A 13975-nucleotide genomic window follows, 5' to 3' on the forward strand; every position below is an offset into this window, starting at 1 on the left:
CGGCGGCCGCTTTTTCACCTCAGAGTGTTCATTTCAAGCGGGGCTCAGCTTGACGTTGCTCGACTGACCGCGACAGGATCGCCTGTGCGGACGGCCGCCAAAGGAGGCGAAGTCGATCTTTCACCTGGCATCCCAGAGGGCAGCTACGGGCTTGTCCGGCCAGCAGGCGACCCTGGCCGGGGGCATGTCGAGGGGATGCGTCGGCCGGATTCCCGGCGGATCAGGCCGTCGGGCTGCGATTCGGGCGGCAAAGACGGCAAAGATGGCCTCGTCCGGGGCGCAGCGGCGCAAGGCAGGGCGGCCTGCCGTTTGCGAACCGGATTTGGCCCAGCCGCGCCGCAATGGCGCCGGCTTCTGCCGTCGGAGGTCGCAGGCGGCCCGCGCCGAACCGCCGCGGAACGGCAATGCGACGGATGGGGACAGCCCATGAGCAAACACGCCCCGGGACCGCCTTCCCACGACGAGGGGCTGAGTCTCACGCTGTTCGTCGGTGGTGACCATCCGAGTTCGGTGCGCGCCGGCGAAGCGCTCCGGAGCGCGCTGGAGCCCCACGAGACGCTGCGGGACCATCTGCGGGTGATCGACGTCTTCGACGAGCCGCGCACGGCGCTGGGAGCCGGCGTGGTCGCCACCCCCTCCCTGTTGGCCGCCGACGGGGAGCGGCGGCTCTGGATGATCGGCGAACTGGAGGACAGGGCGGAACTCGAACGCTTCCTGAGAAGCTTCCTGGACGGGGTCGGTCGCACGATCCCGCCCGAACCCGCCGGCCCCGGCGACGCACTGGACGCCGGGAAATGAGATTGTTTCGACGGACGCGCGGTTCCATCCTCCTCGCTGCGGTGCTGCTGTCCTGTTCCCTCATGGCGGGAACCGCCTGGCTGCTCGTGCTGGGCCTGGCGAGTGCCAAGAGCGATTCCGGGCTGGGGCTGCGGGTTGCGGAGGGCGTCATCTTCGTGCTGCTGCCGGCGGTGTCGCTGCTGATCCTGCTGGCCGGAGCCCTGACCCGGTCGATGGCCGTGGAAGACGAACTGGCGCGCGCCACGGCGGCCGGCCGGATCGGCACCTGGACCTATCATCCGGCCAGCGGACTGGCCTACGTGACGGCGTCGGAGCTCGTGCTGCTCGGCTATGCGGAGACGCGCAAGCCGGGATGGTATCCGGCCTTCGCCAACATTCACCCCGACGACGTGGGCCGGGCGATGGCGACGATCGAGCATGCCTGTGCCGTCGGCGCACGCGATTGCCGCAACGTCTACCGCCTCCGCCTCGCCGACGGGCGCTACGTCAGCGTCGAGGCGCGCGGCGTCATCGAGCGCGATTCGGCCGGCAATCTGTTGATGATCCACGGGGTCCATTTCGATATCAGCGGCCGCATCGCCCGCGAGGCCGCCACCAACAGCTACCGCCTCCTGCCCAGTCTCAAGGAACAGGCCCTCAATGCCGTGCGGGAAGGGGTCATGCTGGTCGACATGGGGCTGGACGAGCAGCCGATCATCTACGCCAACGACGGCTTCCTGCGCCTGACCGGCTACGAGGAGCAGGAAGTCATCGGCCGCAACTGCCGGTTTCTCCAGGCGTCCGACAACGAGCAGCCGGCGATCGGGTTGATTCGCGATGCGCTCGCCCAGGGGCGCGCGCTCAGCGTCACGCTGCGCAACTATCGCAAGAACGGCGCCATGTTCTGGAACGAGCTGTCGCTGTCGCCGATCCACTCCGACGACGGCAAGCTCACCCACTACGCCGGCGTCGCCCACGACGTCACCGAGGCGGTCGATGGCCTGAACAAGATGCGGGAGGCCGCCTACCAGGACGGGCTGACCGGGATTCGCAACCGGCTCGGCCTGGAACGCGATCTGGAAGAGCTGGTGTCGGAACGGGGCACGCTGATGGTGGCGATCGCCCTGCTCAACGTGCGCGGCATGGGCGCGCTCAACGAGAGCTACGGCATGGATGTCGGCGACCAGCTGCTGTCGTCGCTCGCCCGCCGGCTGCGATCGCACCAGACGTCGGACCGGCTGACGGCGCGCACGGGGGGCAACGAGTTCGCCTATGCGTTCACGGCACCGACCCTTGCCGAGTGCGAGCGCGAGATCACGGAGCTGAAGGCGCTGCTGGCGGAGCCCTTCAATCTCGCCGGTGGGTGGACCACCATCGGCATCTCCGTCGGGTGGGCGACGACGATCCACAGCGCCCAGGTGGGCGCGCTGATCCGCAATGCCGAGATCGCGCTGGCCGACGCCTGGCGCTCCGCAGCCGGCACCGTCTGCCGCTTCGAGCCGGCGCTGGCGCTTGCGACCGAGCAGCGCGCGCGGCTGGTGGCCGGCATGCGCGACGCGATCTCGCGCGACGAACTGAGCTTCCTCTACCAGCCGATCGTCGACCTGACGTCTGGCCGCATCGTCCAGGTCGAGGCGTTGATGCGCTGGCATCACGCCAGCTACGGGCCGCAATCGCCGGCGGTGTTCATCCCGCTGGCGGAGGAGTCCGGGCTCATCGCTGCGCTGGGCGACTGGGGGATCGACCGGGCCGCCCAGTTCGCCGCAGCGATTGCGGGCAAATCGGCAACCCCGATCCCGATATCGGTCAACGTGTCGGGGGCGCAGTTCACCACCACGCCGGTGCTCAGACAGTTGCAGGCCGCCATCGCCCGCTACGACATCCTGCCGAACCGGTTGGTCGTCGAGCTCACCGAATCGGTGCTCGCCGACGAGACCAAGCTGATCGGCCAGCTGTCCGAAATCCGCGCCGCGGGCTTTAAGATCGCCATCGACGATTTCGGGACCGGCTACTCGTCGCTCAGCTATCTCCAGAACTATCCGATCCAGGAGATCAAGATCGACAAGGGGTTCATCCGCAAGATCGAGTTCGACAGCTACAGCGTCAAGATCGTGCGGATGTGCGTGGAGCTGGCGCGTGAGATGGGCTGTTCGGTGGTCGCAGAGGGCGTCGAGACGGCCGCCCAGTGCCAGATCTTGCGCGATGTCGGCTGCGACTTCGCCCAGGGCTACTACTTCGCGCGCCCGATGACCGAGGATCAGCTCTGCGCGCGTCTCGACGAGTGGGCATCCGGAGAGCATGGCGGGGACCAGCCTGCCCTGCCTCGGGGCGCCAGCGTTTCGGCGATGGTGTCAGCGGAGGGCGACGACAGCTGACCTCCGACCGCGGCAGCCTGGCCGCCGAAGGCCGTGGTTCCCGGGGCGCCAAGCACCAGCGCGACGGCGGCCCGCCCGCTGGTCCCCGGGAGTGATGCAGCGTTGCAACGCTTAAGCCTTTGTTGACCCTGCCAACCCGTTTCCTCTCCCTTCGCCGCATTCTCGTCACCAGATAGCGAAACGAAAGCCCAATTCAGGCGTTCACGTGGAACGTAAGCCGGCAGTCTACGGACGAAGGATCCGGCGGGGGTAGCCTTTCGTGCCCCGAATAAACGAGTGTCAGCAAGGTGGTTACAATGATGGTATTGCGTCGATTTGCTATTGCTGGAGTGGGCCTGTGCATGGTCGCAGCTCCGGCCCTCGCGGCAGATCTCCCCCAGGAGACCTACAGCGCCCCGATCCAGCCGGCGCCGGTCCAGATCTATGACTGGACGGGTATCTATCTCGGTCTGCATGCGGGCTGGCTCGGCGGCAAGGTCGACCCGAACTTCACGGGCACCGACGGAGCCGACGGCAGTGCCTTCACCGGCGGCTTCCACGCCGGTGCCAACTACATGGTCACGCCGCAGTTCCTCGTCGGTATCGAAGGTGACGTGGACGGCACCTCGTTCGACGAGGACGGCACGTTCCAGCCGGGTGTCGCGGGCAACGCGAACATCAACTGGACGTCCAGCATCCGTGGCCGCGCCGGCTTCGCGTTCGACCGGTTCCTGGCCTACGGTACGGGTGGTGTCGCCTTCGCCGACGTCGACGTGACGTCCGGCGCCTTCAAGGAGTCCAACACCCACGTCGGCTGGACGGTCGGTGCCGGTCTCGAAGGCATGATCACGCCGAACATCACGGCGCGTCTCGAGTACATGTATGCCGACTACGGCAGCCAGGACTACACGTTCGGCCCGACCACGACCGACATCGACGTGCAGTCGAACGTCGTTCGCGCCGGTGTCTCCTACAAGTTCTGATCCAGCATCCGGTGCCGCGGCGGTCGAGCTGCGGCACCGTCTGGTCGGACGACGAAAAGGCGCCCACGGGCGCCTTTTTTGTTGGCCACAATTATGGTTTACAGGCGTTAAGGTTAATTTCCTTAAGGTAAACAGCTGATAAACCTAATATTTAAAATTACCTGCGAAAACACTCCTGACCGCGTGACGAAAGCGTTCGATCGATTCGGTTCTGTTTCTACGTGAATTGAACAGATCGATTGTCACGGGCGGCGTATCGAGACGATCAGGGGTGTAACGAGTATGATTGCTTCTCGCATTGTGTCGGCGGCTGCCATCGCGATCGCGATGACCGGCGCCGCAACTGCAGCAGATCTTCCGGATATCGTGTTTGAAGAACCTGTGCCGCTGCCGGAGCCGAGCCGCTTCGACTGGAGCGGCTTCTATTTCGGTGGCCATGCCGGCGTTCTCGCCGGATCGGTCGATCCGAACATCGACGGCCAGAAATCCATCTACGAAAACGCCTTCACCGGCGGTGTGCATGCCGGTGTGGCCACCATGATCACGCCGATGTTCGTCCTCGGTCTCGAGGGTGACATCGACGCCACGACCTACGACGAGACCCGCAGCTACGGCGGCGAGGCCATCAACGCCCGCATCGACTGGACCGGATCTGCCCGCGGCCGCATCGGCATCGCGTTCGACCAGTTCCCGTTCATGCACAGCGTCCAGCCCTATCTGACGGGCGGTATCGCCTTCGCCCGCATGCGGGCCCAGACGCCCGGCTACACCGATGCGGCCAACCACACCGGCTATACCGTTGGCGGTGGCGTCGAGGCGGCGATCACCAGCAAGTTCGTGGTGCGCGCGGAGTATCTCTTCACCGAGTATTCCAACGAGCTCTATGCCCTCGGTCCTGCAATCGGCAATGTCGACATGAACGCCCGTACCAACGTCGTCCGCGGCGGCGTCAGCTACTACTTCTAGAGCCACTCCCGATCGGGTGGTCACACCTGATCGATTGGCAACGACCTGACGAGACAGCCTGACCGACAGCACCCCAGCCGTCCCGATCAGTTCGGAAGGCCCAGTTCGGGCCTTCCGCCGGGGCGGGCGGGAGATCAGACGAATGCGTCGGGCATCGACGCTTTCTTCCGGTCGATGAACGCTCTGACGGCCTCGTCGACGCCCGGATCGATCTCGGGGGCCTGATAGTCGGCGAGCCACGTCTTCCAGAGCTTGTTGGCGCGCTCGTCGGCGCGCAGCGCACCGTCCGCCTCCCATTGCTCGAACGAATTGTTGTCGGCAATGGTTGACCGGTAGAAGGCGCTCTTGAAGTTGGCCTGGGTATGGTCGCAGCCGAGATAGTGGCTGCCGGGACCGACCTCGCGGATGGCGTCCATGGCCTGGCCGTTGACCGAGATGTCGATGCCGCCCAGGAAGCGCTGCATCATCGCCAACTGGTCGCAATCCATCACGAATTTCTCGTAGCCGGCCACCAGGCCGCCCTCGAGCCAGCCCGCGGCGTGGAGCACGAAATTGGTGCCCGCCATGATGGTGGGCAGCAGCGTGTTCGCACTCTCGTAGGCCGCCTGGGCGTCCGCGATCTTGGACCCCGCCAGCGATCCGCCCGAGCGGAACGGGACCTTCAGGCGCCGGGCGAGCTGGGCCGCGCCGTAGAGCACCAGCGCCGGCTCCGGCGTGCCGAAGGTGGGCGCACCCGATTGCATCGAGATCGAACTCGCGAACGTGCCGAACACCACCGGCGCACCCGGCCGGCAGAGCTGGGTGAACGCCATGCCGACCAGCGCCTCGGCTAGGATCTGGGTCAGGGTGCCTGCCACGGTGACCGGCGACATGGCGCCGGCCAGGATGAACGGCGAGATGACGGTCGCCTGGTTCGCCCGTGCGTAGACCTTGAGCGCGCCGACCATGGTGGCGTCGAAGACCATCGGCGAGTTGGCATTGATGAGGTTGATGAGGACGCAGTTCTGGTCGACGAAGTCCGCCCCGAACACCAGCTTCGCCATCTCGACGGAATCCGCGGCGCGTTCCGGATGCGTCACCGAGCCCATGAACGGCTTATCGGACCAGCGGATGTGGGAATAGACCATGTCCAGGTGGCGCTTGTTGACCGGCAGGTCGACCGGTTCGCAGACGGTGCCGCCGGAATGGTGGATCGCCGGGGCCACATAGGCGAGCTTCACGAAATTCTCGAAGTCGGCGAGCGTCGCGTAACGGCGGCCGCCGTCGAGGTCGCGGACGAAGGGCGGACCGTAGACCGGTGCGAAGACGGTCGAGAGCCCGCCGATGGTCACCGACCGGGCCGGATTGCGGGCGTGCTGGGTGAACACCTCAGGTGCCGTTTCCAGCAGCTTGCGGCACAGCCCGCGGGGAAAGCGGACGCGCTCGCCGGTCACGTCGGCACCGGCATCGCGCCACATGGCCAGCGCCTCCTCGTCCTCGCGGAACTCGATGCCGACCTCTTCCAGGAGCGTGTCGGCGTTGTCCTCGATCAGCCGGAGGCCGTCCTCGTCCAGAACCTCGAAGCGCGGCAGGCGCCGGGTGATGAAGGTGAGCGCTTCGGTCGGCGACACCTGGTTGGCGCGGCGGGCGGCGGACCCGCCGCCACCCCGGCGTCGCGCAGGGGCGGATCCGCCGGCGGCGGCTTGGGTCTCTTCAACGATGTCTGTCATGGCCAGCTCTCTTGGTCCGCAACCGAAATCCCAATGGCTCGGATGCAAGCATGCGCGCGCCGCGGCGGTCCGGCATGCCCGGTTGCGGCATCCTTCCGCCGTCAACGGAACAGTCGTCCGCCCGCAGGCGGCTGGATCCGTTCGCGATCCGACCCCCGGCGTCGCAATCGCAGCCGGTCGACGTCGCTTTTCGGAACGGGCGCCCACCTTGCCGGATGCTACGTCTGGATGCGTGATCCGGAAGATCCGGAGGGTGATGCGTAGTCCCGATGGGGCGAGGAGCAGTTGCCATGGCCGACGACGAACTCGATCTTGCCTCCCTCTCCGACGAAGAGCTCGTCGAACAGATGCATGCCGACCTCTATGACGGCATGAAGGACGAGATCGAGGAGGGGGTGAACCTGCTCCTCGCGCGCGGCTGGCCGCCCTACCGGGTCCTGACCGAGGCGCTGGTCGAGGGCATGCGGATCGTCGGCATCGATTTCCGCGACGGCATCCTGTTCGTCCCCGAGGTGCTGCTGTCGGCCAACGCAATGAAGGCCGGGATGACCATCCTGCGGCCGCGCCTGGCCGAAACCAACGCGCCGAAGATCGGCAAGATCGTCATCGGCACGGTGAACGGCGACATCCACGACATCGGCAAGAACCTCGTCGGCATGATGCTCGAGGGCGCCGGCTTCGAGGTGATCGACATCGGCATCAACAATCCGGTCGAGAACTATCTGGCGGCGCTTGAGGAGCACAAGCCGGACATTCTCGGCATGTCGGCGCTGCTGACGACGACCATGCCGTACATGAAGGTCGTCATCGACACGATGAAGGAGCGCGGCATCCGCGACGACTTCGTGGTGTTGGTCGGGGGCGCGCCGCTCAACGAGGAGTTCGGGCTGGCCGTCGGCGCCGACGCCTACTGCCGCGACGCGGCAATCGCGGTGGAGACGGCGAAGGAGATGATGGCCCGCCGGCACAACCAGCGCGTGGCCGCGCACTAGCGCGGGCCGGCGCAGAGATCGGCCTCCGATGCTGGACGCCTTCGCCCCCCGCGACATTGATCTCGTCGAGGAGAGCCTCGACGACATGGACGCGCGCGACCGGATCGCCGAACCGCGCACCGTCACCGTGATCGCCTGCGGCGCGCTGGCCCGCGAGATCCTGGCGGTGAAGGCCGCCAACCGGCTGGAACATCTGCGGCTCGCCTGCGTTCCCGCCACCCTTCACAACCACCCCGAGCGTATTCCCGAGGCGGTGCGCGGCGCGATCCGCGCGGCGCGGGCGGCCGGTGCGTCCGAGGTGGTGGTGGCCTTCGGCGACTGCGGCACCGGCGGCCGGCTCGACCGGGTGCTGGAGGACGAGGGCGTGGCGCGCATCGACGGGCCGCACTGCTACGCCATGTTCATGGCGGGCTTCGACGGGCCGCAGCCGGCCGAAGACGAGGACATGACGGCGTTTTTCCTCACGGATTTCCTGGCTCGCCAGTTCGAGACGCTGGTGATCCGGCCGCTCGGCCTCGACCGGCATCCCGAGCTCCGCGACATGTATTTCGGTCATTACCGCAGCGTCGTCTATCTCGCGCAGACCGAAGATCCGGCGCTCGATGCGAAGGCGCGGGCGGCGGCCGACCGGCTCGGCCTGGCCTATGTGCGACGCGCCACCGGCATGGGCGCGCTGACCCCGTTCCTGCGCGCACTCTGACCTTTCCAATTGCAGAAAACGCGGACGGAACTGCGCGATTCTGCGCTTTTCTGCGCGCGCATTGGTGCGCACGTGCGCACGCGCACGCCCCCTCCGCCCGGTTGCGCAATCCGTCCCCACGTCAGCCTTGCGACAGCCACGACACGCAAGTGTCGCAAACCATATTTGCCGCGTCGCAAGTGCTGCATCCCGCGCCGCGGAACACGCGCATCGTCGGTGCCTGAGGATAGGAGCAGGCCATGGCCGAACGGGTCGTCGTCTTCTGGCGGGACATTCCCGCCCAGGTCATCGTCAAGGCGGGCAGGAGGCAGGCCAAGCGGCTGCTGCCGGACCGGTTCGCGGTCGCGATCGACCGATGCGCGATGGCCAGCGGCGCCGCCGGCGAGGACCCGTACCTGGCCGACTGGCGACGCGGCGCGCCCGAGCCCTGCGGCGACGACATCGAGACCGAGGCCGACGCCGCGTCGACCCTCCTGAGCGAGACCTACTCCATCGACCGCCTGAAGGCGCTTGTCGAAACCCGGGGATATGACCATGGCTGACCCTGCCCGGACTGCCTCGCCGTTCACCGCAGAGGCCTCCATCGAGGCGTCCCCGAAACAGATCCTGGAGCTCGCCGACCTCGAGCGGCTGTTCCCGGCCGGCACCCGCGTCTACCTGACCGACACCGGCACCGCGCCGGCGGCGGTGCAGATCGAAGCGGCGCGCCGTCTGACCCGGGCGGGCTACGTGGCGGTGCCGCACATTCCGGTGCGCCGGATCGAAAGCCGGGCCGAGCTGGAGAGCCGCCTGGCCCGCTTGGCCCTCGACGGCGGGGTGCGCGAGGCGCTGGTGATCGCCGGCGGCGTGGCGCGGCCGGCCGGGCCGTTCGCCTCGTCGATGGAGGCGCTGGCGACCGGGATGTTCGCCGACAACGGCATCACCTCCATCGCGGTCGCCGGCCATCCGGAGGGCAGCCCCGACATTTCCGAGGACGAGATCCGCAAGGCGCTCGACTGGAAGAACGCGTTCGCGGCGCGCACCGGCGCCGACATGCGGATCGTCACCCAGTTCTCGTTCGATCCGCGCCTCGTGATCGCCTGGTCGCGGCGTCTGGCGCGCTCGGGCAACCAGCTGCCGATCCACGTGGGCGTCGCCGGCCCGGCAAAGATCACCACGCTGGTCAAGTACGCGGCGCTGTGCGGCGTCGGCGCTTCCATGTCGTTCCTGCGCTCGCGCGGCTCGAGCCTGGCGGTGCTGGCGACCTCCTACAGCCCGGAAGGCGTGTTCGGACCGCTCGAGGCGCATCTGGCCGAGGAGCCGGGATCGGCGATCGCCCAGGTGCACGTCTATCCGTTCGGCGGGCTGCGGCGCACGGCCGAGTGGCTGAGCGAGCGCGGCACCTGGTCTGCCGCCGCTGTCCTGCCCGAAGTCGAAGCCGAAACCGTCGCCGCGGAGGCCGGACTATGAGCCGTACCGTCCTGTCCTCGGCCACCCGCGAGGTGGTCATCGGGTTCGAGGCGCCGTTCTGCGTGATCGGCGAGCGGATCAACCCGACCGGCCGCAAGAAGCTGTCCGAGGCGATGCGCCAGGGCGACTACTCGACGGTCGCCGCCGACGCGATCGCCCAGGTGGCGGCCGGCGCCAACGTGCTCGACGTCAATGCCGGCATTCCGCTGGCCGACGAGCCGAGGATCCTCGCCGAGTGCATCCAGCTCGTGCAGTCGCTGGTGGACGTGCCGCTTTCCATCGACTCCTCGATCATCGAGGCGCTCGAGGCGGGGCTGGCCGTGTATGTGGGCAAGCCGCTGGTGAACTCCGTCACCGGCGAGGACGAGACCATGGAGCGGGTGCTGCCGCTGGTGCGCAAGTACGGCGCCGCGGTGGTGGCGATCTCCAACGACGAGAGCGGCATCTCGCCGGATCCCGACGTGCGCTACGAGGTCGCCCGCAAGATCGTCGAGCGGGCCGCCGACCATGGCATCCCCCGCGAGGACGTGGTGGTGGATCCGCTGGTGATGCCGATCGGCGCGGTGAACGACGCGGGCCGGCAGGTGTTCCGGCTGCTGCGGCGCCTGCGCGAGGAGCTGGGCGTCAACACCACCTGCGGCGCCTCCAACATCTCGTTCGGCCTGCCGAACCGGCGCACCATGAACGGCCATTTCCTGTCGATGGCGGCGACCGCCGGCATGACCTCCGCGATCATGAACCCGCTTCACATGGAGGACATGAACGCCATCCGCGCCGCCAACGCGCTGCTCGGCTTCGATCCCGATTGCCGCAAGTGGCTGAATGCCAACCGGCCGGAGAGCGAGCCGCGTCCGGCACCGATCATGGTCGACGGGGTCGCCGCGCCGCAAGGCGAGGCCCCGCGCCAGCGCCGCGAAAACCGGCGCCGGGCGCCGGCGGCGGTGTGACCGCATTGCGGGAACAATCCCCAGGCGGTGCGATTGAAGCAGGGTACGGTCCGTGGGACCGCCCCTTCCTCTCATTCGCCCGGGACGACAGACAGCGATGACCCGACTGACACGTGACGTGGCCAGCCTGTGGTTCGAGGCGCCGTTCGTAATCGCGATGCGCTGCCAGGACATGGCGATGGCCGCCGCCGCCGGTAAGCCACAGGACACGGTCGAGATCGGCCGCATGATCCAGGAAAAGATGACGGCCGCCGCCCAGGCGGGCCTGGCCGTCCAGGGCGAGATGGCGCGCCAGAGCATCGATGCCTTCTGGCAGCTCGCCCTCGGCGGTCGGCCGAAGGTTACACAGGCAAAAAAGAACCGGCTCTCCGCCAAGGCGGTCGCGCCGTTTGCCCAGCAGGTGCGCAGGAATACGCGCCGGCTGAAAAAAACCGAGCACTGACGAAGGGATCACCGATGCCCGCACCGACCGACGCCCTTGTGGTGTTCCAGCCTTCGGGACGGCGTGGCCGGTTTCCGCTCGGAACGCCGCTGCTGGATGCGGCGCGCGGGCTGGGCGTCTACGTGGAATCGGTGTGCGGCGGGCGCGGCATCTGCGGCCGCTGCCAGGTGTCGGTGGAGGAGGGGGCGTTCTCCAAGCACCAGATCGTGTCCTCGGCCGACAACCTGACGCCGTTCTCCGAGACCGAGGCGCGCTACCGGCGGCTGAGGTCGCTGCCGGACAGCCGGCGGCTGTCGTGCTCGGCGAAGATCATGGGCGACCTGGTCGTCGACGTGCCCCAGGACGTGGCGAGCCACGCGGCGGTGGTGCGCAAGCGCGCCGAGGGGCGGCCGATCACCGTCGATGCCTCGACTCATCTGGTCACCGTCACCGTCGAGGAGCCCTCGATGGAGGTGCCGCGCGGCGACGCCGACCGCATCCGGGATGCGCTGATCGCCGCCGAACAGCTGGTCGGGCTGGCGTTCGATACCCCCTTGCTGGCGACCGTCCAGAAGGTGCTGCGCGCCGGTGACTGGACGGTGACCGCCGCCGTCCATTCGTCCGGACAGGGCAACACCGTCATCGGGCTGTGGCCGGGCGAGAAGGCCCGCATCTTCGGGCTGGCCGTCGACATCGGCTCGACCACCATCGCCGCGCATCTCTGCGATCTCGGCTCCGGGCGCACCGTCGCCTCGGCTGGCACCGCCAACCCCCAGGTCCGCTTCGGCGAGGACCTGATGTCGCGGGTCTCCTACATCCTGATGAACCCCGACGCGGTGGCGAAGCTGACGGAGGCCGTGCGCGGCGCCGTCGGCGGGCTGATCGACAAGGTGACGGGCGAGGCGGGCATCGCGGCCACCGACATCGTCGAGGCGGTGTTCGTCGGCAACCCGATCATGCATCACCTGTTCCTCGGCATCGACCCGACCGAGCTCGGTGGCGCGCCGTTCGCCATGGCGGTGTCGGACAGCATCTCGCTTGCCGCCCGTGACATCGCGCTGGGCATCCACCCGTGCGGGCGCGTCTACATCCCGCCGCTGGTCGCCGGCCACGTCGGCGCCGACGCGGCGGCGGCGACGCTCGCCGAAGGCCCGGGCCGGACGCCGGTTGGCGATGGGGCGGCCTCGGAGGTCGTCACGCTGCTGGTGGACATCGGCACCAACGCGGAGATCGTGCTCGGCCAGGGCGAGCGGGTGATCGCCTGTTCGTCGCCGACCGGTCCCGCCTTCGAGGGCGCCGAGATCAGTTCCGGCCAGCGCGCCGCGCCCGGCGCCATCGAGCGCGTGCGCATCGATCCGGTGACGCTGGAGCCGAAGCTGAAGGTGATCGGCTGCGACCTGTGGTCGGACGAGGAGGGCTTCGACGAGGCGGTCGCCTCGGTCGGCGTCACCGGGCTGTGCGGCTCCGGCATCGTCGAGGCGGTGGCCGAGATGTTCCTCGCCGGCATCCTCACCGAGGACGGGGTGCTGGACGGCCGGCTCGCGGCGGTCTCCGACCGCATCGTGCCGACCGAGCGGACCTTCGCCTACGTGCTGCACCGGGGGCTGATCGACCTGCGGGTGACGCAAGGAGACGTGCGCGCCATCCAGCTCGCCAAGGCGGCGCTCTACGCTGGCGTGAAGCTTTTGATGACCCGGCTGGGGGTCGATCACGTCGACCGCATCCGGCTGGCCGGTGCGTTCGGCTCCTACATCGATCCGAAGTACGCGATGGTCATCGGGCTGATCCCCGACTGCGGCCTCGACCACGTCGCCTCCGTCGGCAACGCCGCCGGCACCGGGGCGCGCATGGTGCTGCTCAACAAGACGCACCGGGCCGAGATCGAGGACCTGGTCGGGCGCATCGAGAAGGTGGAGACGGCGCTGGAGCCGGCCTTCCAGGGCCATTTCGTGTCGGCGATGGCGCTGCCCAACAAGGTCGACCGGTTCCCGAAGCTGTCGGCCACGGTGCCGCTGCCGCTGCCCCGCGCCACGGCCCGGGGCGAGACGACGGGCGAGGAGACGGGCGGGGCGTCGACCAGCGGCCGGCCGCGCTCGAGGCGCGGCGTGCGGCGGCCTGCCACGGAGACGGGCGAGATCGCGGAGTAGGGGTTTTTGGGCCGTCGATGTTGAGGGCGGGCCCCTTCCTCGGATCTCATCCCTTCGGTGGCTTGCACCTGAGGCTCCGGTTTTCTCCGCTCATTCCAGCGAAGGCTGGAATCCAGTTGCGGAGATTGCCGCAGACGGGAGGCGGGTGGATGTGCTGGGCAGGGGCCGCGCGCGGTCTCCGGCTCTTTGGTTCGGATCAAACTGCCCTAGCTGGATTCCAGCCTTCGCTGGAATGAGTGGAGATTGGGGTGGGGCTTTGGGGGATTTCGGCAGGTCTTGGACCGGCGGAGATTAGGCTGCTCCCGAGAAACCTCTCATACCTCCTGAGCCATCTGGCCGGCCCTATGGATCCCCGCTTTCGCGGGGATGAGCGGAGTAAAAGGCACGCAGGGAGCAAACCGGCACTCCCCGCACGACTCCCACCAGCGCGCGACCGCGCGCCGCCCGGTCAGGGCGCCCTCGCGGAGCCGATGCGCGTAGCGCACTCGGCGTGAGCGGAACAAACCGGCCGCCCTCCCGGAGCCGGGGCG

Annotated in this window: 12 protein-coding genes; 11 read left to right on the forward strand and 1 reads right to left on the reverse strand. The window is 68.2% G+C overall.

The window, feature by feature from the left end; genetic code table 11:
• Positions 1-426: 426 nt before the first annotated feature.
• From ACSSVZ_RS12435 to ACSSVZ_RS12450, 4 genes are all read left to right on the forward strand, one after another.
• Positions 427-798 (forward strand): circadian clock KaiB family protein, encoded by a 372-nt coding sequence (locus tag ACSSVZ_RS12435; protein ID WP_453970409.1) that lies wholly within the window; start codon positions 427-429, stop codon positions 796-798.
• Positions 795-3152, forward strand: coding sequence for a putative bifunctional diguanylate cyclase/phosphodiesterase (locus ACSSVZ_RS12440; RefSeq protein WP_453970411.1), 2358 nt, complete (start codon positions 795-797; stop codon positions 3150-3152). Before ACSSVZ_RS12435 ends, ACSSVZ_RS12440 begins: the two co-directional genes overlap by 4 nt.
• A 341-nt stretch (positions 3153-3493) precedes the next feature.
• Positions 3494-4114, forward strand: coding sequence for an outer membrane protein (locus tag ACSSVZ_RS12445; protein WP_453970412.1), 621 nt, complete (start codon positions 3494-3496; stop codon positions 4112-4114).
• Positions 4115-4480: 366 nt separating this feature from the next.
• A complete protein-coding gene (locus ACSSVZ_RS12450) occupies positions 4481-5080 on the forward strand; it encodes an outer membrane protein (protein ID WP_453970414.1) in 600 nt (199 codons plus the stop codon).
• Positions 5081-5214: 134 nt separating this feature from the next.
• Here the strand turns inward: ACSSVZ_RS12450 and ACSSVZ_RS12455 are convergent, their stop codons facing one another.
• On the reverse strand, positions 5215-6789 hold the full coding sequence (locus ACSSVZ_RS12455) for a trimethylamine methyltransferase family protein (RefSeq protein ID WP_453970416.1): 1575 nt from the start codon (positions 6787-6789) through the stop codon (positions 5215-5217).
• 290 nt (positions 6790-7079) lie between these two features.
• Here ACSSVZ_RS12455 and ACSSVZ_RS12460 point away from each other — a divergent pair, with 290 nt between their 5' ends.
• The 7 genes from ACSSVZ_RS12460 (at position 7080) to ACSSVZ_RS12490 (ending at position 13445) form a co-directional block, all read left to right on the forward strand.
• Positions 7080-7781 (forward strand): corrinoid protein, encoded by a 702-nt coding sequence (locus ACSSVZ_RS12460; RefSeq protein WP_453970418.1) that lies wholly within the window; start codon positions 7080-7082, stop codon positions 7779-7781.
• Positions 7782-7866: 85 nt separating this feature from the next.
• A complete protein-coding gene (locus ACSSVZ_RS12465) occupies positions 7867-8481 on the forward strand; it encodes a DUF1638 domain-containing protein (protein WP_453970437.1) in 615 nt (204 codons plus the stop codon).
• A gap of 239 nt (positions 8482-8720) precedes the next feature.
• Positions 8721-9023: a virulence factor gene (locus ACSSVZ_RS12470; protein WP_453970420.1), complete on the forward strand. Its 303-nt coding sequence runs from the start codon at positions 8721-8723 to the stop codon at positions 9021-9023.
• Complete coding sequence (locus ACSSVZ_RS12475) at positions 9016-9930, forward strand: methylenetetrahydrofolate reductase (RefSeq protein ID WP_453970421.1); 915 nt, start codon at positions 9016-9018, stop codon at positions 9928-9930. The genes ACSSVZ_RS12470 and ACSSVZ_RS12475 overlap by 8 nt, the downstream gene beginning before the upstream one ends.
• Positions 9927-10877 (forward strand): dihydropteroate synthase, encoded by a 951-nt coding sequence (locus ACSSVZ_RS12480; RefSeq protein ID WP_453970423.1) that lies wholly within the window; start codon positions 9927-9929, stop codon positions 10875-10877. The genes ACSSVZ_RS12475 and ACSSVZ_RS12480 overlap by 4 nt, the downstream gene beginning before the upstream one ends.
• A 118-nt stretch (positions 10878-10995) precedes the next feature.
• Positions 10996-11319, forward strand: coding sequence for a hypothetical protein (locus tag ACSSVZ_RS12485; protein WP_453970424.1), 324 nt, complete (start codon positions 10996-10998; stop codon positions 11317-11319).
• 14 nt (positions 11320-11333) lie between these two features.
• Complete coding sequence (locus ACSSVZ_RS12490) at positions 11334-13445, forward strand: ASKHA domain-containing protein (protein WP_453970426.1); 2112 nt, start codon at positions 11334-11336, stop codon at positions 13443-13445.
• Positions 13446-13975: the final 530 nt, after the last annotated feature.

It is taken from the genome of Amorphus sp. MBR-141 (assembly GCF_053628695.1).

What these genes read in the sequence shown, in the direction of transcription:
- ACSSVZ_RS12445 (WP_453970412.1), top strand. Translation starts at nt 3,494, where the DNA reads ATGGTCGCAGCTCCGGCCCTCGCGGCAGATCTCCCCCAGGAGACCTAC.
- ACSSVZ_RS12465 (WP_453970437.1), top strand. Translation starts at nt 7,867, where the DNA reads ATGGACGCGCGCGACCGGATCGCCGAACCGCGCACCGTCACCGTGATC.
- ACSSVZ_RS12470 (WP_453970420.1), top strand. Translation starts at nt 8,721, where the DNA reads ATGGCCGAACGGGTCGTCGTCTTCTGGCGGGACATTCCCGCCCAGGTC.
- ACSSVZ_RS12480 (WP_453970423.1), top strand. Translation starts at nt 9,927, where the DNA reads ATGAGCCGTACCGTCCTGTCCTCGGCCACCCGCGAGGTGGTCATCGGG.
- ACSSVZ_RS12475 (WP_453970421.1), top strand. Translation starts at nt 9,016, where the DNA reads ATGGCTGACCCTGCCCGGACTGCCTCGCCGTTCACCGCAGAGGCCTCC.
- ACSSVZ_RS12455 (WP_453970416.1), bottom strand. Translation starts at nt 6,789, where the DNA reads ATGACAGACATCGTTGAAGAGACCCAAGCCGCCGCCGGCGGATCCGCC.
- ACSSVZ_RS12440 (WP_453970411.1), top strand. Translation starts at nt 795, where the DNA reads ATGAGATTGTTTCGACGGACGCGCGGTTCCATCCTCCTCGCTGCGGTG.
- ACSSVZ_RS12435 (WP_453970409.1), top strand. Translation starts at nt 427, where the DNA reads ATGAGCAAACACGCCCCGGGACCGCCTTCCCACGACGAGGGGCTGAGT.
- ACSSVZ_RS12490 (WP_453970426.1), top strand. Translation starts at nt 11,334, where the DNA reads ATGCCCGCACCGACCGACGCCCTTGTGGTGTTCCAGCCTTCGGGACGG.
- ACSSVZ_RS12460 (WP_453970418.1), top strand. Translation starts at nt 7,080, where the DNA reads ATGGCCGACGACGAACTCGATCTTGCCTCCCTCTCCGACGAAGAGCTC.